Source organism: Cuneatibacter sp. NSJ-177 (genome assembly GCF_022867805.1).
Classification (GTDB): domain Bacteria; phylum Bacillota; class Clostridia; order Lachnospirales; family Lachnospiraceae; genus Pseudolachnospira.
Map to the genome: position 1 here is coordinate 16,300 of NZ_JALIFO010000016.1, position 19,313 is coordinate 35,612.

The 19,313-nt window shown below is 46.8% G+C and carries 30 protein-coding genes; 5 read left to right on the plus strand and 25 right to left on the minus strand.

Annotated elements, in window-relative coordinates:
* Nucleotides 1–8: 8 nt before the first annotated feature.
* The 11 genes from MUB23_RS18920 to MUB23_RS18970 form a co-directional block, all read right to left on the minus strand.
* A complete protein-coding gene (locus MUB23_RS18920) occupies nucleotides 9–1,703 on the minus strand; it encodes a hypothetical protein (protein ID WP_244802316.1) in 1,695 nt (564 codons plus the stop codon).
* A 9-nt stretch (nucleotides 1,704–1,712) separates the two neighbouring features.
* Nucleotides 1,713–2,078 (minus strand): hypothetical protein, encoded by a 366-nt coding sequence (locus tag MUB23_RS18925; protein ID WP_244802317.1) that lies wholly within the window; start codon nucleotides 2,076–2,078, stop codon nucleotides 1,713–1,715.
* Between the two features lie 61 nt (nucleotides 2,079–2,139).
* Nucleotides 2,140–2,319, minus strand: a complete 180-nt coding sequence (locus MUB23_RS18930; RefSeq protein ID WP_244802318.1) for a hypothetical protein — start codon at nucleotides 2,317–2,319, stop codon at nucleotides 2,140–2,142.
* Between the two features lie 96 nt (nucleotides 2,320–2,415).
* Nucleotides 2,416–3,441, minus strand: coding sequence for a N4-gp56 family major capsid protein (locus MUB23_RS18935; protein WP_330641946.1), 1,026 nt, complete (start codon nucleotides 3,439–3,441; stop codon nucleotides 2,416–2,418).
* A 21-nt stretch (nucleotides 3,442–3,462) separates the two neighbouring features.
* Nucleotides 3,463–4,398 (minus strand): hypothetical protein, encoded by a 936-nt coding sequence (locus tag MUB23_RS18940; RefSeq protein WP_244802319.1) that lies wholly within the window; start codon nucleotides 4,396–4,398, stop codon nucleotides 3,463–3,465.
* A gap of 65 nt (nucleotides 4,399–4,463) precedes the next feature.
* Nucleotides 4,464–4,805 (minus strand): ribosomal-processing cysteine protease Prp, encoded by a 342-nt coding sequence (locus MUB23_RS18945; protein WP_244802320.1) that lies wholly within the window; start codon nucleotides 4,803–4,805, stop codon nucleotides 4,464–4,466.
* 9 nt (nucleotides 4,806–4,814) lie between these two features.
* Nucleotides 4,815–6,779 (minus strand): portal protein, encoded by a 1,965-nt coding sequence (locus MUB23_RS18950; RefSeq protein ID WP_244802321.1) that lies wholly within the window; start codon nucleotides 6,777–6,779, stop codon nucleotides 4,815–4,817.
* Nucleotides 6,780–6,789: 10 nt separating this feature from the next.
* Nucleotides 6,790–8,229, minus strand: a complete 1,440-nt coding sequence (locus MUB23_RS18955; protein ID WP_244802322.1) for a terminase large subunit domain-containing protein — start codon at nucleotides 8,227–8,229, stop codon at nucleotides 6,790–6,792.
* Nucleotides 8,222–8,959, minus strand: a complete 738-nt coding sequence (locus MUB23_RS18960) for a terminase small subunit (RefSeq protein WP_244802323.1) — start codon at nucleotides 8,957–8,959, stop codon at nucleotides 8,222–8,224. The genes MUB23_RS18955 and MUB23_RS18960 overlap by 8 nt, the downstream gene beginning before the upstream one ends.
* 728 nt (nucleotides 8,960–9,687) lie before the next feature.
* A complete protein-coding gene (locus MUB23_RS18965) occupies nucleotides 9,688–10,431 on the minus strand; it encodes a DUF5131 family protein (protein WP_244802324.1) in 744 nt (247 codons plus the stop codon).
* A 262-nt stretch (nucleotides 10,432–10,693) separates the two neighbouring features.
* Nucleotides 10,694–10,870: a hypothetical protein gene (locus tag MUB23_RS18970; protein WP_244802325.1), complete on the minus strand. Its 177-nt coding sequence runs from the start codon at nucleotides 10,868–10,870 to the stop codon at nucleotides 10,694–10,696.
* Nucleotides 10,871–11,021: 151 nt separating this feature from the next.
* On the opposite strand from MUB23_RS18970, the gene MUB23_RS18975 reads away from it, so the two are divergent.
* On the plus strand, nucleotides 11,022–11,345 hold the full coding sequence (locus MUB23_RS18975) for a sporulation initiation factor Spo0A C-terminal domain-containing protein (RefSeq protein ID WP_244802326.1): 324 nt from the start codon (nucleotides 11,022–11,024) through the stop codon (nucleotides 11,343–11,345).
* Between the two features lie 225 nt (nucleotides 11,346–11,570).
* Here MUB23_RS18975 and MUB23_RS18980 read toward each other — a convergent pair whose 3' ends face one another.
* The 14 genes from MUB23_RS18980 to MUB23_RS19045 form a co-directional block, all read right to left on the minus strand.
* A complete protein-coding gene (locus MUB23_RS18980; protein WP_244802327.1) occupies nucleotides 11,571–12,284 on the minus strand; it encodes a hypothetical protein in 714 nt (237 codons plus the stop codon).
* Entirely contained in the window at nucleotides 12,281–12,643 is a 363-nt protein-coding gene (locus MUB23_RS18985; RefSeq protein ID WP_244802328.1) for a hypothetical protein, read from the minus strand. The genes MUB23_RS18980 and MUB23_RS18985 overlap by 4 nt, the downstream gene beginning before the upstream one ends.
* 1 nt (nucleotide 12,644) lies before the next feature.
* Nucleotides 12,645–12,923, minus strand: coding sequence for a hypothetical protein (locus MUB23_RS18990; protein WP_244802329.1), 279 nt, complete (start codon nucleotides 12,921–12,923; stop codon nucleotides 12,645–12,647).
* Nucleotides 12,901–13,311: a hypothetical protein gene (locus tag MUB23_RS18995; protein WP_244802330.1), complete on the minus strand. Its 411-nt coding sequence runs from the start codon at nucleotides 13,309–13,311 to the stop codon at nucleotides 12,901–12,903. Before MUB23_RS18995 ends, MUB23_RS18990 begins: the two co-directional genes overlap by 23 nt.
* Entirely contained in the window at nucleotides 13,289–13,870 is a 582-nt protein-coding gene (locus MUB23_RS19000; RefSeq protein ID WP_244802331.1) for a hypothetical protein, read from the minus strand. The genes MUB23_RS18995 and MUB23_RS19000 overlap by 23 nt, the downstream gene beginning before the upstream one ends.
* A 5-nt stretch (nucleotides 13,871–13,875) precedes the next feature.
* Nucleotides 13,876–14,328, minus strand: coding sequence for a single-stranded DNA-binding protein (locus tag MUB23_RS19005; RefSeq protein WP_244802332.1), 453 nt, complete (start codon nucleotides 14,326–14,328; stop codon nucleotides 13,876–13,878).
* Nucleotides 14,325–14,948: a hypothetical protein gene (locus tag MUB23_RS19010; protein WP_244802333.1), complete on the minus strand. Its 624-nt coding sequence runs from the start codon at nucleotides 14,946–14,948 to the stop codon at nucleotides 14,325–14,327. The genes MUB23_RS19005 and MUB23_RS19010 overlap by 4 nt, the downstream gene beginning before the upstream one ends.
* Nucleotides 14,926–15,129: a hypothetical protein gene (locus MUB23_RS19015; protein ID WP_244802334.1), complete on the minus strand. Its 204-nt coding sequence runs from the start codon at nucleotides 15,127–15,129 to the stop codon at nucleotides 14,926–14,928. Before MUB23_RS19015 ends, MUB23_RS19010 begins: the two co-directional genes overlap by 23 nt.
* Nucleotides 15,122–15,298, minus strand: coding sequence for a hypothetical protein (locus MUB23_RS19020; protein ID WP_244802335.1), 177 nt, complete (start codon nucleotides 15,296–15,298; stop codon nucleotides 15,122–15,124). Before MUB23_RS19020 ends, MUB23_RS19015 begins: the two co-directional genes overlap by 8 nt.
* A gap of 78 nt (nucleotides 15,299–15,376) precedes the next feature.
* Entirely contained in the window at nucleotides 15,377–15,541 is a 165-nt protein-coding gene (locus tag MUB23_RS19025; RefSeq protein WP_244802336.1) for a hypothetical protein, read from the minus strand.
* Between the two features lie 4 nt (nucleotides 15,542–15,545).
* Nucleotides 15,546–15,704: a hypothetical protein gene (locus tag MUB23_RS19030; protein WP_244802337.1), complete on the minus strand. Its 159-nt coding sequence runs from the start codon at nucleotides 15,702–15,704 to the stop codon at nucleotides 15,546–15,548.
* An 18-nt stretch (nucleotides 15,705–15,722) separates the two neighbouring features.
* Nucleotides 15,723–15,959, minus strand: coding sequence for a hypothetical protein (locus MUB23_RS19035; protein ID WP_244802338.1), 237 nt, complete (start codon nucleotides 15,957–15,959; stop codon nucleotides 15,723–15,725).
* A gap of 15 nt (nucleotides 15,960–15,974) precedes the next feature.
* Nucleotides 15,975–16,358, minus strand: a complete 384-nt coding sequence (locus tag MUB23_RS19040) for a GIY-YIG nuclease family protein (RefSeq protein ID WP_244802339.1) — start codon at nucleotides 16,356–16,358, stop codon at nucleotides 15,975–15,977.
* A 29-nt stretch (nucleotides 16,359–16,387) separates the two neighbouring features.
* Complete coding sequence (locus MUB23_RS19045) at nucleotides 16,388–16,591, minus strand: helix-turn-helix domain-containing protein (protein WP_244802340.1); 204 nt, start codon at nucleotides 16,589–16,591, stop codon at nucleotides 16,388–16,390.
* Between the two features lie 213 nt (nucleotides 16,592–16,804).
* On the opposite strand from MUB23_RS19045, the gene MUB23_RS19050 reads away from it, so the two are divergent.
* The 4 genes from MUB23_RS19050 to MUB23_RS19065 all read left to right on the plus strand — a co-directional run bounded on the left by MUB23_RS19050 (nucleotide 16,805) and on the right by MUB23_RS19065 (nucleotide 19,311).
* Nucleotides 16,805–17,224 (plus strand): helix-turn-helix domain-containing protein, encoded by a 420-nt coding sequence (locus MUB23_RS19050; protein ID WP_244802341.1) that lies wholly within the window; start codon nucleotides 16,805–16,807, stop codon nucleotides 17,222–17,224.
* A gap of 12 nt (nucleotides 17,225–17,236) precedes the next feature.
* Nucleotides 17,237–17,671, plus strand: coding sequence for an ImmA/IrrE family metallo-endopeptidase (locus MUB23_RS19055; RefSeq protein ID WP_244802342.1), 435 nt, complete (start codon nucleotides 17,237–17,239; stop codon nucleotides 17,669–17,671).
* A 15-nt stretch (nucleotides 17,672–17,686) separates the two neighbouring features.
* A complete protein-coding gene (locus tag MUB23_RS19060) occupies nucleotides 17,687–17,995 on the plus strand; it encodes a hypothetical protein (RefSeq protein WP_244802343.1) in 309 nt (102 codons plus the stop codon).
* A gap of 185 nt (nucleotides 17,996–18,180) precedes the next feature.
* Nucleotides 18,181–19,311 (plus strand): hypothetical protein, encoded by a 1,131-nt coding sequence (locus MUB23_RS19065; protein ID WP_244802344.1) that lies wholly within the window; start codon nucleotides 18,181–18,183, stop codon nucleotides 19,309–19,311.
* Nucleotides 19,312–19,313: the final 2 nt, after the last annotated feature.

Consider the following 19,313-nt stretch of genomic DNA (forward strand, 5'->3'; position numbering starts at 1 on the left):
GCCATCCCTTACACCTCGCTTCCGTACTCCGTGACCTTTGATAGGCTGTAAAGCTTAAATCCGCCTGTCCCGTGCAGCCGAAGCCGCATATGATCACATCGTTTTGGGATAATCGGTATCGTACAGCGTCTCAGCTGATCCGCAGGAACACGAACTTTTTCTTCCCATCGGCCATCGGAATCATACATAACGGACAACCGGAAGACCGCTCCCGGCTCAAGCAAAAGTCTCAATACAATTTTTGAAACATACTTGCTATCCGGATAACTTAAACCGATATCCCCCGACTCTGCATACCAATCCACAGCCCCCTCAGTCGTACCGTTCGACCCATTGATACACATCAGCCGATTCTTCTGATCCACATAATACAAATCCCCATCCAGATAAGCAAACCACCGGGCTTCGGTATGATCCTCCCTGTACCACGACCCGCGAACGGTATCATACACAAAAAGAGAAAATATTCCACTAGAATCCTTCATAGAAATATAATACTTATTCCCAACTGCGCCGGCCGCCGCCTCATAATAAGAAACATCCCCCAGAGCATTGGAAACTCCAGTCGGAAGGCTTCCGTCGTACCGACACACACCATTCCTTGATTTGTAGTATAGATACTCATTCACACTAACAAGACTTCGTTCCGAACCTCCCTGCACCCCGCGGCACCTCACATCCGTCACCTGATAATTACCGGGCATCGTCCCGAAAACCTTGTGCATCATATGATCTTTAAAAAATAAAACATAACCCAAATGAGTACAAGCACCTGTAAACAGACCCTCCGACCCAATGGTAGCCGCATAACTGTCGCTGGACAGTCCCATGTAGCAATACCAGTTGGTCGGATCCCCCAACTTACACGCATAAATCTCATGGCTGGCAGAAGAACACCCCCAGATCCGGTTATTGCACTGAGTCACATAATCCATATCCGGCACCCGCCGTTCCAACGTCACCGGCTCACTCTGCGTCAAAGCCTCGTCTATGATCCCGGTCACAACAATATAATCATCCCCCCTGGCCCATACAATCATATCAGAATTAAACTGCTCATCCTGGCAGCCTGAAATCGTCACACAGTCATATTCCTTAAACTTCTTTCCAATCCCCGTCGCCCCGATGCGCACATAGGTGGTCGGCACAGCAGTCCAAGCACCGGAATTGCCGGAATACTGCTTCAGCACATGAGGTTTCGAGGAAGTGTCCAGCCAAAGATCGCCATTCGCCGGCTCCACCGGTGCCGAAGTCCCCACAGATTTGACCGCATACTCCTCACCATCCACCTTAGCCAGCCGAAAATAGGTATTTCCCACCGTAGAGAATTTTGCTCCCAAAGAAAAAAACTCCCCGGTATACGTGTTATACGCCTTCTTGTCCGGAAAAAGGATCAAATAAGCCCCCATTGCAACAAACGTTTTCTCACAGTCCGACACCTCCCCAACCAAAGATCCATTGTAAAAAAAAGAGGTGCCGTCCACCCAAGCAAGCCGGTCAGTAGCAAAAAGACCATTCGGCTTCACCATCTGCCGGACCAACCCACGGCTCTGCCGGTTTGATAGAATCGGAAAATAGTCTCCCGTCAGATTCTCCATATCATAAAACTCACCGTCTCCTATCCGGAAATTGCGATTATATCCTCCAAACTCCTGTATCATATCCCGGCTCGCCGAGATCTCTTCCATCACCGGTAAATTCATGGCACCCTCCTACAAATTTTTCCAATGCCCCGCAATCGGCGCATGCTTTCCGTGGTAGTTTCTCGAATAATCGGAATACGCCTGATTAAATGCCGCGCTAGAATTGTTATATCTGCCATACTCCGCATTGTAAAAATCAATCTGCGCCATTAAATAGTAAAGATACACATCACGATAGACATCATCCACCAACAGTTCGTCCGCATCACTCGAATAACGGATGAAAGCCGGAAGATCTGCATCATGTTCGTGCCGCAAAATCACTTCCTGCATAATGCGTCCATCCAAATCCGACAGCCAATCCATCTTATCCGCCGCAGAATACTGGTTTGGCTTCAGCGTATCCGTCTTATCAATAATTTCCTTGATTGTCATAATTCCTCCGCAAACCCAAAGAGGGGAAGCGTCGCCGCCTCCCCTGTCCGTGGTAAACCCGCTATTCAGCTTTCTCTGCCCTCGCAACCGCCTGCTCGATCAGCAACGACGTATGGGCATCCTGCTCTTCCGAATGCCGAAGAACTTCTGCAATATACTCCGGCACCTCAACCTCAACGCCGCGCTGAATCTGAAAACTTTCGCCGTTTACACTGACGAAAACATCGTCCTTATAGTTCACATTGTCCTTAAACAACTTGATTTTGACCAGATTCCGCTCTGCAGCATTAACCTCCGGTGCCTCTTATCCAATTTCTTTCGCCATATCCAACCTCCCCTAGTTCGCCGCTGCCGTCGCGCTGTAAGCCGAACAGGACTCGATCCGCACCATATACTGTTCCACCAGCCGCTTCGCCACATGGGTAGCCTTCCAGCCGCAAGAACTTCTCTGGTTCAACGGATCATCGCCGTACCCCAGCTGTTTCACAATATGCTGAAGGCCGCCGCCCTCCACCTCGGTCACACCATAAGCATGGGCGCCCAGGACAACCGTAGCAAACACCGCCAATCCCGCAGGACAGCCATCACCCGTCCAAATCTTCGCCTCCGTCGACTTTACAAAACGAACATTCCCGATCTTACCGATTTCACCCGCATAGATATTATCCGGCGTCGCGTACTTGTGAGCATCGATCCACTCATCACAGCGCATCAGATCATAGGCCACATAAGGATGGATAATCGCCACAAAACTATCGTCAATGGGGTCTGCATTCATCCCCTCCAGCTGTGCGGCAGCCTTGAAAATCAGGTCCACACTGATCTTTGCAGTGGCGTCCAGACCAGCACGCGAAGTCACCGCAGTTTTCGCTCCATCCGCCGCCACCTTCGGCGCATAAATCACATTCGTTCCACCTGCCAATACATCACGGGTGATTGTATCCAACGTCCGGCCGGCCTGGCTGCCCAAAAGCTTCGTCGCCTGCACCACGTTATTATCAATAGCCGTCAAATCCAGCAAGTCAGACAGCTGAATCCAGTCGCCGTACTGACTGATCGTCGCCGTCAGCGTGGTCACATTCAGGTTATTACCATCCGGGGTTACCCCTTCTGTAATCGGAGTCGTCGCCTTCCCCAGAGAATCATATTTCCGGAACTCAATGGTCTTGCCGCCGCTCTTCGGGATCGGGTACTTATCGCCGAACTGATTATGTACCAGCTTCGGCTCTGCCAAATCCAGCAGCCGTTTCTCATAGTAGGTTTTCATTTCTGCACTCAGAGCCGAGAGTCCCGTGGTCTGAGTGGTCGTTGCAAAATTTTTCAAATTCAGCACCAAACGTGCCATCCTTCGATTCGTATTCATTCTGTCTCCTTCCCGCGCGGGTCAGAAACTGATTCTTTCCCCGCGCATCACGCGTCTTTCAATTTCCTCCCTGTCCTTCTTCGTAAGGGAGTTGACGTCTTTCTTAGTAACAACGCCGGCCTGAGAAGAAACCCCGTTTTCCGTAGGCCGCTTGCCGCGGGCTTGAATATCATTGACCACCTTCTGCCTGACTTCCTGGGCCGTAAACTGCATAGCCCCGCCAATGATATCGTCCTTGTGAACCACCTCATAAGCGGTTTTCACGGACACGCCGGCCTTCAGCAGGTCAATAAAATCCGGGTTCTGCGTCTCGGCAGAAAAATCGAAATTCGGATAAAAACGTTTTGCCTCCTCCGATTCCTGATTCCATTTCGCCTGAATCTGCTGGATTCCCTTCTGCCGCTCCAGTTCTTCCTGGGCCCTTCGGAACTGTTCGTTCTCCCGGCGCATACGATGAACTTCCTTCACCTGCTCCACAGTCATCCCCTGCTTAGCCGCCTCTTCTTCCCAAAAGGAATTATCCGACTCCACCGCCTTTGACAGCGCCTGAATGTCCGTGGCGTCTACCCCGTATTTGCTGGACAACATATCCAGCACAGGCCGCAGGTTGTCCAGCTGCTCTTCGGCCGCCTTGCTCGATTTCAGCCGATTCTGCACAATATTCTGCACTCGGCTGTCAAACAGGTCCTTATAGTCCCCTTTGATCAGATTTTCGAACTCAGCCGCCCGTTCTTCAGCAGTCTTTGTTGTCACCAATGTTTCCGCTTCATGCACAGTGGCGTCCTGTGCCTCCTCCGCATCCTGCACCCCATAATGCACATTGGCCAGAGAATTACGCCCTTTCGTCTGCCCGGCGGCGGCAGTATCTACGCCCGTCCCGGCGCTGACGGCACCTTCTCCGGATCCCTCTCCGTCGAACATCTGCAAATTCAGCACCAGATTTTCTTTTTTCAACATACTTTCGTCCTTTCCGAAGTGTCAGGGGATATCCCCGTTTCCCTTACTATATCAGACCGCAAAAATCATTTCTCCCCCACTCCGCGATCCTCCAAGATAACCTCACAATTTTTAGGGTATCGCTCTTCTACCATGCGAAACCCACACAAAATCGTATTCAGAATGGTTCCCGCCGTCCCATGATGGATACTCTCATATCCGGCACGGATATCCCCACGATCCAAACACTGCTGCAGCCCCCGAATAATCCCAGCCTCCTCAGCCTCCAGCAGGGACTGCATCAGCGTATAGCTCAGCGCCGAGATCGCTGCACAGACAATATCATCCCCCTGTTTTGCATAGTCTGCATGACCCTGGATTCGGATTTCATGCCAGTTTCCGTTGCGGCCAACAAAGATATGTGTCATCGGCTCCTCCTATTTTGGTGAAGACTGCGTAGAAGCAATCTCCCTAGCCCGATCCATCATAGTTGATTTAGATTCCACCGGCTCAGTCCCTGCCGGCTGCTGCACCTGCCCTGGTCCACCGAACTCAGATCCCATCCCCTGGCCGATGGTAGTGCCGTTCTGGGCATCAATAATCGCCGCCATCTGCATCATCTGCTGCTGAAGCTGCTGCACCTGTTGAAACAACGTCCCATTCTCCGTGATTTTGTCTACCACCTTCTCTTTCCCGTCAAAATCCATCATATCCAGACAGGCCAGCGCTTGATCCGTCATCTGGGGATTGAAAAATCCCTGGCTATAAAATTGCAATGCAAGCTCATTTTGTGCCAGGCGGCTGTAAGCACTCTGCTTCTCCGGAGTAACTTTAATGTCAAACACTGGCAGCCGGGAACCAAGATCAAACCCAAACGCCTGTCCCTGGGGTTGTGGCATCAGACCAGAATTATCAAATGCAGTGAAATCATAACCGCTCATAGCGTCTCCGGTGATCCGAAAAATCCGCGGCTCATCATAAAACTGCCGCATCAGCTCGATAACCAGATAACACTCCCTGGTGTAAGCCCGATAAGCACTCTTCAGCATATCTCGGCTCAGCTTGCTCCCTGCCTCCTGCAAGGCAGCAATCGCACTGGCAGCCGTCACTCCATTCGTCGTAGATCCCTGGGAGAAATCCCGATTCCCGGAAGTTTCTTTCAGCTCATCGATCTTCTGCTGAAGAATACTATAGTAGATGGATGACAAAGGTCTATACTGCACTTCTTTGATAGAATCCTCGCCCAAATTTCCCTCACAGTGAATCAGCGGCTTCGTGATATCCGCAAATTCCTCCTCATTGACGCTCCCATCCTGGCGTATAAAATACCGTTTCCGGCTGGACACCAGGGCATTTTCGATGATCGCCTGATTGAGCTTATCAATGTACATCTGGCAAGACTTCATAATATCAATGTAACCAAAGCCCGCCGGTGTTCCCTCCTCCGGAAACAAAGTGTCAAACACCACCGGATATTTCCCATGATCATAAAATCCCCGGCTCCGGTATTCCGGATCATTCTCCGAGGCGTACAGAACATGGTCGTTGACATACTTGCAATAATGCAGCCTCGTCACGCCATCCACCGTCTTCTTATAATACCAATCAATCACTGCAGATTTTTTCGACGTATCCACAGCATCATCATAAATATATTGGCCCACCTGCATGGTAGGGGATGCAGTAAAGTCCAGGTCCGGATACTCCTGGGCCAGAACTTCGTTATCTCTCAGCTCCACATGAAACAAATTTTGGCTGGTCTGAATATCCGTAATTCCCGGTTCCCAAAACAAATTCAAAATATCCAACTTTCGGATATCAATATCCCCCAAGCCACTATTCTTCGCGGAGTTCCAGAACACCCCTTTCACGCCGGTGCCTTGCTTCAGTTTATACCACCAGGTATCCGAGTACACCTGCTCATACTCGTTCTGCTCCAAGACGACCGGCAGCACAGACGACAGCTGCTTAGCCGTCTCCTCATCATCCCTGGCCCGCGGCAATACATTAGGCGCAGGAAAATTGTCCATCGCATCCGCGTGCTTATTGGCCACCGAATTAAACAGCCAGGCCGACGCCGGCTCCAGCTGACCTTTCGCCTGATTTCGAAACAGCTCCCAGTGACGCATTTTCCACCACTGTTCATTTTCAATCATGCGTTTCTCCAGATTCGCCTTCCCCTTCTTATATTCCTCCAAGATCTGGGTAGCCTTTCGGATCTCTTCCCGGCCAATCACATCCTGCACCGGCATCGGCTCCAATCCCTCCGCCGCTCCCTCATGAACTGAGGCCATCGCCTCATCAGGCTTCAGCAGCTCCTCCGTCCTCTCTTGAACAGAGGGAGTCAGCTCCACAGACGCCACATCCTCTTTTTGCCTTTTCTCCAGCTTTTTCTTCGCCATATGCTCTCCTTTACACTCTAAAAAACAATGCGTTCCCGGACCTCTCACATAGATCCAAAGGATCGTCGGGAAGCGGTTTCACCAGCACATTTTTGCGTGGAGCGATAGGATGCTCCATGAATACATACCGGCACATATCATAGATATGATCCTCTTGCTCTGTATTGATATCCTCTACGTGCTTCTCATCGTACACCAGATCCGGAATCGTCCGAACAAAATGCTTGCAAGTATGAAACACCTGAAACATACAGTCTCCATCTTTGTCAAAAGCCAACCGGTAATGATACTGCATCTTGCCTGGGATCCTAGTATTATCGGCTCCCATCCAATAAACAAAGTTCGGACTCCTCTCCATCATCCGTGCCACCGACTCGCCCCTGCTTTCATCAAAGATAGAAGGGTCCGCTATCCCTACAATCTTGCGGCCTTTCAGCATCGGATCCTCCTGCTCAATCCGCCTGATCTCGGACGCAATCTGCGTCGGCTCCATCATCACGCCCTTATTCGGTGTCCCATTGCAGCCATAATACTCCTTGATATGATAAATTTTTCCGTTCTCATCCACGGCAAACCAGCCAACAGAAAACGGCTTGGCATATCCAAAGTCAAACCCACGGAAAATCCTCCAGTGAGCAGGTACCTGGAACGGATCAATCACATGAGTAAACCGCTGGTCCTGATAATGGGCCGGATCATTCCTCCACTCCGTAAACACCTGGCCGTCAAAGCTGTCCCAGCTCCCATACAGAAGAGCATTGCGCTCCGCCTCCGGCATCATGGCCAGATTGGCCAGGTACATCGGGTCATTGTCCAGCAGGCGCTGATTGTCAAAGACCGTGGCCGGGACAAACACTCTGTTGCGCCTAAGCTGAATCGCCTTTCCGTCTGCTCCCACCACCTGATAATCCTCCCATATCGGCGTCAGCGGCGGCGAAGGCAGGATAAACCGGCTTTTCACCCATCCATGACCGATACCGCCCGGATTAGTCGTGGCTCTGATGTAAACCCGCGTCCCCGGCCCGGAAGGACGGTTACGAGAAAACATATAGCTGTACTCGTCCCAAGTAAAATGGGTCAGCTCATCAAAAGCAATGAAATCATACCGTTTGCCCTGATAATTGATGCGGTCTTTGGTATGCTGCATCGAACCAAAATAAATCTTAGCTCCGGAGGGAAATTGCCAGAAGTGCTCCGTTTGGTTGTATCTTGCCTGCGGGAATGCCGGTTGGTAGATCGCCCTGCTTCGGTCGATCAGCTCCGAAAGCTGCGGATAGGTTTTACGAAGTATGATTGCCCGATAATGCGGAACAGGAACCTGCCGCAGAGCCTCTGCCAACAGTGCATCTGACTTTCCCCCACCAGCCGCCCCTCCGTATAGGCACTCATACTCCGGACGTCTCATGAAAGCCCCCTGCTTGCGCTGCGGCTGCCAAATCACATTAGGCATCCTGCATCACCTCCGGTATCATCACCACGCCAACCTCATCCCGGTCAACATCCATCTCCTTTGCACGGGCTGCCTCTGCTCTCAGCTTATCGATCCTGGCCCTTTGCTCCTCGGTAGCAAGGTCCATATGATCGCCCAACCAACGCAATGCCCCTGCTCGATCCGCAAGCTTGATTTTGATTCCGTTGGCCGTGTCAGATATCTCGGATATCAACGTCCCGTCCAGATCCGCCTTTACATGAATCATTCCGCCGCCAATATCAGCAAAATCTTTTATATCGGCAAAAGCGATATCGATGTATTTCTGGAAGATATCTAACTCATCCAGCATCTCGCGGTTTAAACGATTTTGTTTCAGACGTAGGATTTCTTTCCTCACTCCATCATTTTCCAACATTCTATATCCAATAGAAGCCGCTGTCTCATACCCCACTCCATATGCTTTTTGGTACGCCTTTGTGGCGTTGAAGCACCGAACATAGAACAAACAAAAAAGCCGCTGCTTATCAGTCAATTCTGGATTCGCGCATACCTGCTCCACTTCCTTTGCAACCATTTGTTTTACGCATACTTTTTTAGACTTTGTACGCATACCTTTTCGATCCCACTGATACCGTGTCTTCCAGCTTTTCACTGTGGCAAGGCTGACACCGTACTTAGCCGCGATATCCTTGTACTTCATGCCCGCCATATAATCCTTCTTTGCTGGCTCATAATTAGGTACACACACCTTCCCACCTCCTCTGCATACAATCATATCGAAAACCATTCTATATTTCTCCCCACAAAAAGAGGAGCCCTAGAAAGCTCCTCCGTTTAAAATATCTTCCGAGATCATAATTGCGACTGGACATCCCGGCCAACAGTGGCAATCACAATAGTTAAATCTCCAAGCGATGGCCCGCTCTTCCGAATGGAAAAACAGACCTGCATCGTAATCACTCCCACTTTCACATAGAATCCGGACCCTAGTCGCCGACTTATAATAAGGGCAGATCGCATTCGCACTTCTTATTGTATTTCCTGCCATAGCTGCCTCATTTCAGAAAGGAGCTCCGAGTAAGTCCGGGAAATCCGAAGTCCGCACGGCCTTCGAAGAATAACCAAATGGCCATATTTATTGATAACAATGCAATTTTCTTTCCGTCTCACTGAACTCTCCCTTCCCATCGACGCCGCCTCAACAACCATTAAAATCTTTTGTCCCACCTGTATCCGATCCCGCATCTCATCGATCTCCCACGGCATGATTCCGCCCTGAATAACACTCCGTGGGCCATCCCGATGTACTTTAACCGCCTCTTCGGCAGGTATCCCCATCCTTAACCGTTTCTGGACTAAATGGGTACGGTGCTGCAATCCATACGCCTTTGAGATTGCATATGCAGAGGCCAATCCACCCCGAAAGGGGAATAGTTCTTTTGCTTTACATCCCATATATTCTTGCTCCTTTAATGCTCAGTTTTCATGAATAAGTCGCTTCGGAAATTCCTGAATCAGTTGCTCTCCCCATATGTTCATTAGACTGGATTTCATAAATACCGGAATATCTTCTTTGCGGCACTGCCCCACAATATCTTCTATCCACTCGCGCTTCGGAACGACCTTATCTTTTCTCCGTCCAGTTTCCGCACCAATGATAACCCAATCCACCCCTCGAATATGAAATTCCGTAAAAGGGCTTAACAACGGTTCCATGCTTACAAAAGTCTGAACGGAATGGTGTGTTGTGAAAGAAAAATCAGCTCCCACAGGTCCAGTTTGCGACCAACCAAACCACATATTAGGCGGCATATAGCAGTTAAGCAGTTTCTCATAGCGCCCCGGATTCTTCGTGAGGAACAAATAATTGTGCTGCGGAGACTTCTTACAAGTCTCAAACACTTCTTCAATCCAAGTATCCGGTACCCATTCGCCAAACAAGTCAGCCATAGAACATACAAAAATGTTTCTGCCGCGCTTGTTTCGATATTCGTCAAGACGGTATCTATGAAATGTCGGTTGAAAATCAAACGGGTATGGCACTTTCTTACCTGCGCTCATGGGCATTTCCAATAACACTCTTTCGTTTATATCCGGCTCGCTCGCATGGAAGCCAAATCGGTTTGCTATCCCTCTGGCATAACAGTATTCGCAGCCATGCAGACAGCCAGTAACCGGATTCCATGTGCTATCACACCAATCAATTTTCGTTTTATCCATAAATTTCTTCTCCTTTAAATTTTAATTTATTAATCTAATTTCCGCCCACACATAGGGCAAAAATGAATAGGCTCCGATGTGTTTTCTGATTCATCATCTGCGTATTTCAGATAGTGTTTCTTATTATGCTTTGATTGCACAATGTTAAATTCCCCCGCATACTCCCCTGTTAAATCCCTGCCCCACAAAAAACTACTTCCCGCATAGGTTCCTGTTTCTTTCAGCTCGCAGTAAGCGCACATTTCAAATTACCTCCTAAAACTTAATTTTCATCTAGTTCTTCCATATATTCAATCGCGATCCGCAATCCTTGCATTTTAGCATTGAGTCTTTTTTCTTCCAGCTCGTTATGCCTGGTTTTGCTAATCATGCGCAACAATTCCATTTCGGCTTTTTTTAACCTTTCTTTCAGTTCCGACCATTTCTCTTTGTAGTTCATCTGTTATCTAAAACCCTCCTTAAAAACTTAATTAACTGTAATCATGAACCGATTTGCATTGTCGTTTTATGTCTATTTCATTGTTTGACTACATCCTTAGACTTTTCCGTTATAAACTACAATTAAATAGTCAAACAAAGGAGATAACACGATGCAAACATCCATTGCTCACACCATCGGCCTGATTGCCGGACATCCTACCCGAATCGGGTATCATTACCTCGCCCTTGCCGTCTCGATTGCTCTTCGGGATGGCTATCCCGCCCGCGGTCTAACTACTGTCCTCTATCCACAAATCGCCGTAGTAGCAGAATCCACCCCAACCAACGTATCCCGCGATATTGCCCGCGCCGTGGATGATTGTTGGGATCATGGGGACCGGAAAGAGTTGGAGCGGATTACTGGACGGCATCTGGCTGAGAAACCGACTCCAGGCGAAGTAATTTACTATCTGCTGCAACATCTTGTGGATTAAGTTCCTGCACATACCCCGCGCACCCGCCTTTTGCCGGGCATGAATCACCTTGATTGTATGGACGCTCTGTCTCTTGGCACACTCCAGATCTTAGGATCCGATTGACTTCCCTCAAAGGGATATCATATATCTTCGCTACCTTCCGCCGGTTCCCAACCCTGGCATACTCCATTAGGACGTCATCGTCCGTCCAAGGCTGGGGATCCGGAGGGTTCATATAAGCTTTCACCCTCCGCCTCCGTAAAGCTCTTTTTCTTCCTGCATCAGCAGAGCATCATAATCCGTATCTCTTTGATCAAAGTTGTGAAATCGGTTTGGGGCCTGGGATGATTTCACATGGATCTGTTCCCCCTTCTCCCAAGTTCGGACACATGCCCTCCAATCCTGCATTTTATTCTTTCCGACCATCCAACCCTTTGAGGCGTAAAAGTCCACAAACCGCTCTGCATCCACTCGGTTTCCTCTCTTCTCACAGTAGGCACGAACTTCCACAACGGACGGAGGACGGAAACTTTCTTTCTCTTCTTTCTTTTTTGTTTCGTTTATGTTTCTGTTTATTAATACCGACACTTTGTCCGACATACTGCACGACGCCTTGTCCGACACTGGAACGACACTTTGTCCGACATTCTGTGCGACATTTTCAACATTCATTTTGTCGCACAGAGAAATTATCTGATACATTGCCGCCCTGTTTCCGCTCCTTTTTTTCCAGATAATCCTGCCGCTTTGTTCCAGATGATTTCTCGCCCTCTCAATCGCTTTCGCGTTAAGCCCCGTCTTCATCGACAGAACCGATGTAGCTACCGTAAACTCTTGCTGCCAACCGGTTTTATTCGCTATGTGCATCAAACCATGCCATAATACGATTGCCGGTGAGGGCAGCGGATTTATTTCGAGCCAATCATAAAACGCTTTCATCTCCGCGATATAGTTCATAACCACCCCTCATCAAATAAATTCAACTGAATTGGTTCCATTGAAAATATCCGTCTTCCTTTTTTGCCCTCCATTCCATCGCACTTTTCATTGATCTTCCTTGCCTTCGACCTTTCTTTCGCAAGATAAGCCTCATAATAAGGGCGGTCTTCCGGAAATTCTGGGATGAAATAACCTCTTCCCCTCACGCCGGCAATGATGATCGCTATCCCGTTTGCATTGATATGCTCCACATAATCTCGATAAACACGCTCATTGATCCCGATTTGATCCGCTATCCGATAACGGTCTTTCGCATTCCGGCTTCCCTTCGGCGTACACTGCAAAACTCGACTAATCATATACGGATGAAACGACATGCTATTTCCTCCATTCCCGGTAAAAATTCACCCAATCTTCCAAACGCATCGTCACCAGCGCCTCACAATAATCTTTTCGGTGAAACACTACCGGGACCTCCCCTTCTCTAACATCCCGCTTCGATTGATCCAGCGCACCATAGATTCCACCTTTTAGGCGGTCCCGATACACTTTGCACTCCACATGAAGGCCCGGTAGTCCAACGATATCCGCATCCCCGTTCGCTCCACAGTATTGCTGCCCTCTCCGGCAGTCTTTAAAACCAAAGTCCCGCATCATCTGAGCAAACTTTCTCTCTCCGTTCGCACCTTTTTGCCTGCTGTTGACCAAATATCTCACCCCACTTGTTATAGATCAGATCATCTTCATTCCAGCCTGGGTATCGTTCCATAAGATATCCCTTAAATAGTTCCATCATTTCTTTCTGCTTTCCACCCACATCAAAATCCATCATAGTATGATGATACCGGCATCCAATGGCACCATTTTGAACAATTCCAAGACCGCCTCTGCTTCTCCGTATGTAGTGCATGGCGTCAAAGATATACTGCGGTTCTGCCGGGAGGTTATAACCCATTCGGCAGAATATACAGCCATTATCCCTTTCCATCAGAGCCTTCTTAATTTTTTTCATATCACACGCCTTAGTCCGCTTGCTCTTTTTCATGAATCCTCATTGCCTCCAGCATTTCTTCGATGTCCGAAGGAGTGGCCGTCTCAATCCCCAGATCGTTAGCATCTACCACTGTGCCGTTGATCAAGTCAGCCATCTGTTTACTGTCATAACAGGACGATCCGTAATAACAGTGGAATATCGTCTGTTCTTTTTCCTTACCGGCGTAAGATATCTTGACCTCATCCACTTCCTCTACCGCGCGATAGACTTTTTCCAGTTCCGGTTTCATCTCCCGCCGACATCCAATCGTTGTAAAAACTCCATACTCCTTTAATTTCATGAGATATATGTCCCATTTGGTGTATTGCACGCCTGCGTCTGCATCCGTCATTGCTTTGGCGATCTCATCAGCCAGCTGCCAAAAATAGTTATTTGCATCCAGGCTCCGCTTTTTACGATATTTTTTGATCTGGATCGCCAGCCGGTTCCCAGCCTGATACAGCTTCGTCAGGCCGGGAACCGCATCTGTTCCATCCTCAATCACCAGGGAGATTATTGTCTCTCCCGCGATTGATCGAGTGATGTCCTTGATTTTCCCTATCAGCTCCATAGGCGTCAATCAAAAGGCAATTTATCATCATCGAACCCGTCCGGTACATTCATAAATCTATCAGGTCCCGTCGCAAAACCATGATACTGCTCTCGCCTTTGATCATCATCTTCCAGAACGCCACCGGAATCCGCCTTTTTGCTCTCAGCAAACTCTATTTCCTCCGCAATCACCTGGAAGCTGTAAACCATAGTCCCGTTCTTGTCCGTGTAATTGTTGTTCTGGATCCGTCCAGTTAGCAGAATCTTCGTTCCCTGCTTTAAATACTTCTCTACAAACTCTGCCTGCTTACCAAATGCGGTGCAGCTAAAAAAGTCCGCATTTGCAGTATCGCTTGCCCGCTTAAACCGCCTGTCCACGGCAAGGCTAAACCGGGCGACTGCTGCCTGGTTTTCTCCCTGCCCGTAACGAATCTCCGGATCCCGCGTAAGACGGCCCATCAAAAACAACTTATTCATGCAATCCCCCTCTTCTTTTTCTCCGCGTCAAACTTCTCCATCGCCACCTTGAATTCCTGTGTGCCGATTTCATCCCAGGATCGTACGCCGAGATTATAAAACAACTGCTTTTCTGTGATTCCTAAAGACTCCATCGCTTTCTGAATCGTCGATATCATTACCCCGGATGCTGGAGGATTAGTTTCCTGTTCTGAATATTTAGTCTGATCCTTATTCCAGTACACATCCGCACCGATCCCCAGGCTCTTACAAGCTACGCTAATCGCATCCGTATAGGCCATCTTATAAGCCTCATCTGATGTTGCTGGGCTACCCTTAAACAGATTCACGAACGCAGAACCGCCCGTCCCCTGAATCGGCTTTGACCACTCTCCGCCCCACTTCACGTACAGGTTGATATTGCAGAAGGCAGCCACCTTCCCGTCTTCCCCCGCCTCCAGCCACTGCTTCGTGATCTCTGAATACCATCCAAATCCGCAAGGCCCAAACTGCTCCGTCAAGGTCTTAATTCTCCACATGGGGTTAATATCCGTAAAACCCTTGATATTCCCCGCCTGGATCATCTTCTTCGCTTCCTCCGGAACCTCACGGACCGAATTATAAATCTTCAGATTGTCCATCTGTATCCTCCATAACATTTTTCCATTCTGAATTCCCGAACCACCAGTCGATCAGCTCTTTCCTCTGCTCCTCGTCCGCCATCCGCAGACGTTCCATCGCAAAAGCAAAAGCCTTTTCCACAGGGACAAATGTCCCGTAGTCTTCTACTCCGACACACTGATAACCGATTATCTCATTCATCGATTTCTTCTCCAAAAAACTCTTCCATTTCAATCTGGCCGAAAATTCGCAAAACAGCTTCGGCTTCTGAGGAATACATTCGAAAATTTCCTGCCTCCACTGGCTCATGTCCATCAGAGATTTCCATCAGCTTCCGTTTTGCTTTCATCCACATTTTCATATAATCCATTGATTTTCCTCCGATCCTGCCTTATAATAAGGGCATAAGTTATTTCTTAATTGGGTCGCCATGTTGCAGCATGACGGCCTATTTTAATACCAGCAACGCAGCCATCCCTGGAAGATCGCAGGGAACACGAATAGCTATTGGTCGGAAGCCATCAAATATTAGATGGATTCCCGTCCTTTTTTCCAGCTCATGAATCTCTTTCAAAGCCATGTCTTCCAGTTCTTTCCCATACATCAGCGTCACTCTCTCATCTCCCTCTGATCAACATCACCGTGTTGACACCGAAGAACACCATCCCCAATCCCAGAATCGCCGGTGTACTCCGATGGGCCAGCACTAGTAGGACCATAATCCACCCCATCAAATAAACCGGGACAAGTAGCGTCCCCTTTCCTTTACACTTCATTTTGTCTTCTCCTTTTATCTACCAAACTGCCGCCTTTTCCTCGTCGGAAAATTTTAGAACATCAAATATTCTAAGTAACTCGTCCCGATCAAAATCATCAGGATTGTTGATTTTTGCGCAGAGAGTCGAATATGGCATATAAATCTGAGCTGCCAGCTTCTGCCGGCTCTTTCCATACCGAATCAACTTACCTGCGATAAGAGCTTGGAGCTCCGTATTTTTCTTCTGACTATCTGTTAAGGCTAATTTCGGCATCTCTTCATTTCCTTCCTATCTTCCTTTGTCGGATTCTGCCAACAACTTCTCAATGGATACACCCGAAATTTCCAACTTAGGGAAATCAGTAATCTTTAAATGGTTTATCGTGTAATCTTTTACGTTATAACCCTTTTCAGGATCATAAGTATCAAAGATGAGCATCCAATAATACTCTCTTTCTCTATGAAAACTTGTTGGTATCATATCAAGGATAAAAAAGCTGTAATCCTCCCCATACTCATCAAAATCCTTTTGCATGAGTTTATTCTTATGGGCATGTCTACGGAGTAAATTTAAATGGCTTTTTATCCTGTGATGCCCTCTTCCGGTAGAACCAATGTAGATACGCTTTGTGACGTTATGCTGTATGGCATATACAATCTTTGAATTTTCCAAGCCTTCACACGTCCTTTCAACTCTTTGATTTACACCTCCTTATTATCACCAATCCACTTTGCCAAAGGGATTCCTGTGGCTTCCTGAATTTTTTGTAACGTTGCGAGTGTTGGCTTTGAAGAGTCATCTTTCCAACGTCCCACTGTTCCGTTCCCAATATCACATTTTTTTTCAAATGCGCTTACTGAGAGCTCATTTTCTTTGCAGTATGCAAGAACATTCGCGTAAATCAAATTATCACCTCCTTAAAGTAATCGATTTAGAGAAAAGCCTATTGACTTTTTTTAGAGAATAATCTAAAATAGGAATTGTCTAGAAACCAATTTAAAAGTACTCTTTTTATTTTGTTTTAGGTTTTTCTCTAATTACAAGTTCATTATATAGAGTTTCCTCTAAATTGTCAAGAGTTTTTTAGGGTTTCCTCTATATTTCTGCGGGGGTATTTTATGAGCTCGGTAGATAAAGTAAAAGTGTTATGTAAAGAAAAGAAGATTCCAATTTCAAAACTTGAAAAGGAATTAGGATTTTCAAACGGATATATAGGGCAGTTAAAAAAAGGAGTGTTTCCTGATGATCGTCTAAAAAAAATAGCAGATTATCTCGGCGTGTCTATTGACTACCTCACAACTGGTGATAAGAACATAATTCACTCTGGTCTTACCGCCAAAGACGAAAAGGACATAAAAAAAGACCTCGACAATATTATGGAGAAGATCTCCACTGGAGCCGATGGTCCCGCATCCTATGATGGGGAAGAACTTTCCCCCGAATCGTTAGAACTGTTTCGTGGCGAGCTAGAGATTGCGCTGAAACGTCTGAAACTAATAAATAAGGAGAAATACAATCCTCATAAGAATAAAAAGTAGGTGACCGCTGCCTTGCGCGATAAGATAAAGAAAAAAGTTGCGTACTATGTACGAAAATATAATACACGTGATCCGTTTCGGCTGGCCAATGCCCTAAATGTTGAAGTCCAAATCGGTAATACCGGAAGCTGCTGCGGTTGCTATATGTTTCTGAAAAACCATAGATATATATTCCTTAACCAGGAATTAGAAGAACAGGAAGCCAATATGGTGCTGGCCCACGAGCTTGGACATGCCGTTATGCACCGAAAGCAAAACTGTTATTTTCTTCGGGAAAAAACGTTGCTCCTTCCTGGAATTGAACGAGAAGCCAACCTATTCGCAGCAGAGTTGCTAATCCCTGAGGAAACCATTTTGGAGTATCCGGATTACTCCATAGAACAATTGGCTCGTTTGTTGGGATATCGGGAACAGTTTGTGAAAATAAAACTACGGAACATGCGTTAAGTGAGGGGGATTCCTATGGCAAATGAAGAAAATACAAAATATAAACAATCGGAAAAATCCGTGTCAGTTTTAATGGTAATATTGTCCTTCATCATTGGAGTCTTAATCGTCAACTCCATCTACTTTATAATGTTTAACTTCCATACATGGATATTCCAGGCTGCTTCTAGAATCACTCCTTTAAGATGGTTTTTAAATATCTTTTGGTTCATGGATCCAGGACAAAGTGGCTTTTATACAGTTGCAGCTTCTGCTGGACTTGCTGTTATCTTGACGGTAGTTATCATAAAAAAAAATAAATGCAAAACGTCCTATTCAAGGTGAGAAAGCTTTAATTGGAGTAGGAATATTTACAATACTGCTCTACCTAGTCGAACTTATAGCCGGTCTTATCATTAACAAAAACTTCGAACTACAGGCCTTGATAATGATAATATGTGGAATAGCAATTTTCTTTCTCCGTAAAGCGACTGAGTGAGCCCCATATAGCTACTAATGAGGAGAACCCTATGGATAGTATCTCTATTGTTATAAAAGCCAAAATACTTTCCTATATGTCTGATAACGTCACCATAATAGAAGAACATTTTTCTCGTGCAAAAAAAGAAAACACTGGCTCCGAAGCATCTTTCAAAAAAATGCTGAAAGATTATTTTGATTGTGTTCTAATTTTGTCCATGAATCATTTCTCGACTAACAATCCGGAAGCCGTGGAACGATTCGAGAAATTAATCTCTCATCCTTCTTTATGCGGATACGACGTGCAACTAAATGAATCTCTAACACCCGGAAAAATATACGTTCTATGCTATTTTATGCTAACTGGCAAACCCGCCCCGAAAGACGCTTACGCAGAGGTAGCAGATGAAGGAAGCCAACTATTCTTGTCAATCATAAAAAATCTTTGTGAAGGAAAAACAACTCCTACAGAACCCGCACCGGAACCAATTGTACTAAAAGACAAAGAATCGAGTGCGCAAAAGAAGAGGACAAGACTATCGGCAGATATTTTTGTCGCTTCAATATTTATTTGTATTTTTCTTGTAGCCGCCATAGTTTCGATAAAAAACAACAATAGTAAAAAACAATCATCCCAGCTTCAAGAACAGCAAATCATTGATGCAGTTGAAACAACCACCCCGGTAGAGACCACGCTTAGCACTCTCCCTGAAGTAACGCCAGAACAAACGGAATATTCAAAAGAGCGAGCTGAATATGAAAAATATAAGAGGCAGTTTCTTGCGGGATTACGACAAGAGCCACGTCCGTCAAATGGTGAAGTTTTACACAACCTTGTTGATGGTGAGTGCCTTGCACCTTTAGAGATTATCGCCCCTGATTCTAATGATTATGTAATAAAATTGAAAAAAGCTAAATATTCCTATATCGAAATCTATGTTCGAGGAGGGGAACCCGTTACTGTCGATGTCCCTTTAGGTACTTATAATCTTTATTATGCCTGCGGCTCTACCTGGTATGGGGAAGATGGTCTATTTGGTGAAGACACCGACTATTACAAATTGGACTCTACATTTTCTTTCTACGAAGATGATGAATACTACATGGGATATACTTTGGAACTTTATTTGCAGCCAAATGGAAACTTGAGCAAAGAGCGCGTTGATCCTGAAGACTTTTAGAA

Excerpts from the sequence above, each read along its gene's own strand:
- MUB23_RS18920 (WP_244802316.1), bottom strand. The coding sequence starts at position 1,703 with ATGAATTTACCGGTGATGGAAGAGATCTCGGCGAGCCGGGATATGATA.
- MUB23_RS18925 (WP_244802317.1), bottom strand. The coding sequence starts at position 2,078 with ATGACAATCAAGGAAATTATTGATAAGACGGATACGCTGAAGCCAAAC.
- MUB23_RS18935 (WP_330641946.1), bottom strand. The coding sequence starts at position 3,441 with ATGAATACGAATCGAAGGATGGCACGTTTGGTGCTGAATTTGAAAAAT.
- MUB23_RS18940 (WP_244802319.1), bottom strand. The coding sequence starts at position 4,398 with ATGTTGAAAAAAGAAAATCTGGTGCTGAATTTGCAGATGTTCGACGGA.
- MUB23_RS18945 (WP_244802320.1), bottom strand. The coding sequence starts at position 4,805 with ATGACACATATCTTTGTTGGCCGCAACGGAAACTGGCATGAAATCCGA.
- MUB23_RS18950 (WP_244802321.1), bottom strand. The coding sequence starts at position 6,779 with ATGGCGAAGAAAAAGCTGGAGAAAAGGCAAAAAGAGGATGTGGCGTCT.
- MUB23_RS18955 (WP_244802322.1), bottom strand. The coding sequence starts at position 8,229 with ATGCCTAATGTGATTTGGCAGCCGCAGCGCAAGCAGGGGGCTTTCATG.
- MUB23_RS18965 (WP_244802324.1), bottom strand. The coding sequence starts at position 10,431 with ATGGATAAAACGAAAATTGATTGGTGTGATAGCACATGGAATCCGGTT.
- MUB23_RS18970 (WP_244802325.1), bottom strand. The coding sequence starts at position 10,870 with ATGAACTACAAAGAGAAATGGTCGGAACTGAAAGAAAGGTTAAAAAAA.
- MUB23_RS18975 (WP_244802326.1), top strand. The coding sequence starts at position 11,022 with ATGCAAACATCCATTGCTCACACCATCGGCCTGATTGCCGGACATCCT.
- MUB23_RS18980 (WP_244802327.1), bottom strand. The coding sequence starts at position 12,284 with ATGAACTATATCGCGGAGATGAAAGCGTTTTATGATTGGCTCGAAATA.
- MUB23_RS18985 (WP_244802328.1), bottom strand. The coding sequence starts at position 12,643 with ATGTCGTTTCATCCGTATATGATTAGTCGAGTTTTGCAGTGTACGCCG.
- MUB23_RS18990 (WP_244802329.1), bottom strand. The coding sequence starts at position 12,923 with ATGATGCGGGACTTTGGTTTTAAAGACTGCCGGAGAGGGCAGCAATAC.
- MUB23_RS18995 (WP_244802330.1), bottom strand. The coding sequence starts at position 13,311 with ATGAAAAAGAGCAAGCGGACTAAGGCGTGTGATATGAAAAAAATTAAG.
- MUB23_RS19000 (WP_244802331.1), bottom strand. The coding sequence starts at position 13,870 with ATGGAGCTGATAGGGAAAATCAAGGACATCACTCGATCAATCGCGGGA.
- MUB23_RS19005 (WP_244802332.1), bottom strand. The coding sequence starts at position 14,328 with ATGAATAAGTTGTTTTTGATGGGCCGTCTTACGCGGGATCCGGAGATT.
- MUB23_RS19010 (WP_244802333.1), bottom strand. The coding sequence starts at position 14,948 with ATGGACAATCTGAAGATTTATAATTCGGTCCGTGAGGTTCCGGAGGAA.
- MUB23_RS19015 (WP_244802334.1), bottom strand. The coding sequence starts at position 15,129 with ATGAATGAGATAATCGGTTATCAGTGTGTCGGAGTAGAAGACTACGGG.
- MUB23_RS19020 (WP_244802335.1), bottom strand. The coding sequence starts at position 15,298 with ATGGATTATATGAAAATGTGGATGAAAGCAAAACGGAAGCTGATGGAA.
- MUB23_RS19030 (WP_244802337.1), bottom strand. The coding sequence starts at position 15,704 with ATGAAGTGTAAAGGAAAGGGGACGCTACTTGTCCCGGTTTATTTGATG.
- MUB23_RS19035 (WP_244802338.1), bottom strand. The coding sequence starts at position 15,959 with ATGCCGAAATTAGCCTTAACAGATAGTCAGAAGAAAAATACGGAGCTC.
- MUB23_RS19050 (WP_244802341.1), top strand. The coding sequence starts at position 16,805 with ATGAGCTCGGTAGATAAAGTAAAAGTGTTATGTAAAGAAAAGAAGATT.
- MUB23_RS19060 (WP_244802343.1), top strand. The coding sequence starts at position 17,687 with ATGGCAAATGAAGAAAATACAAAATATAAACAATCGGAAAAATCCGTG.
- MUB23_RS19065 (WP_244802344.1), top strand. The coding sequence starts at position 18,181 with ATGGATAGTATCTCTATTGTTATAAAAGCCAAAATACTTTCCTATATG.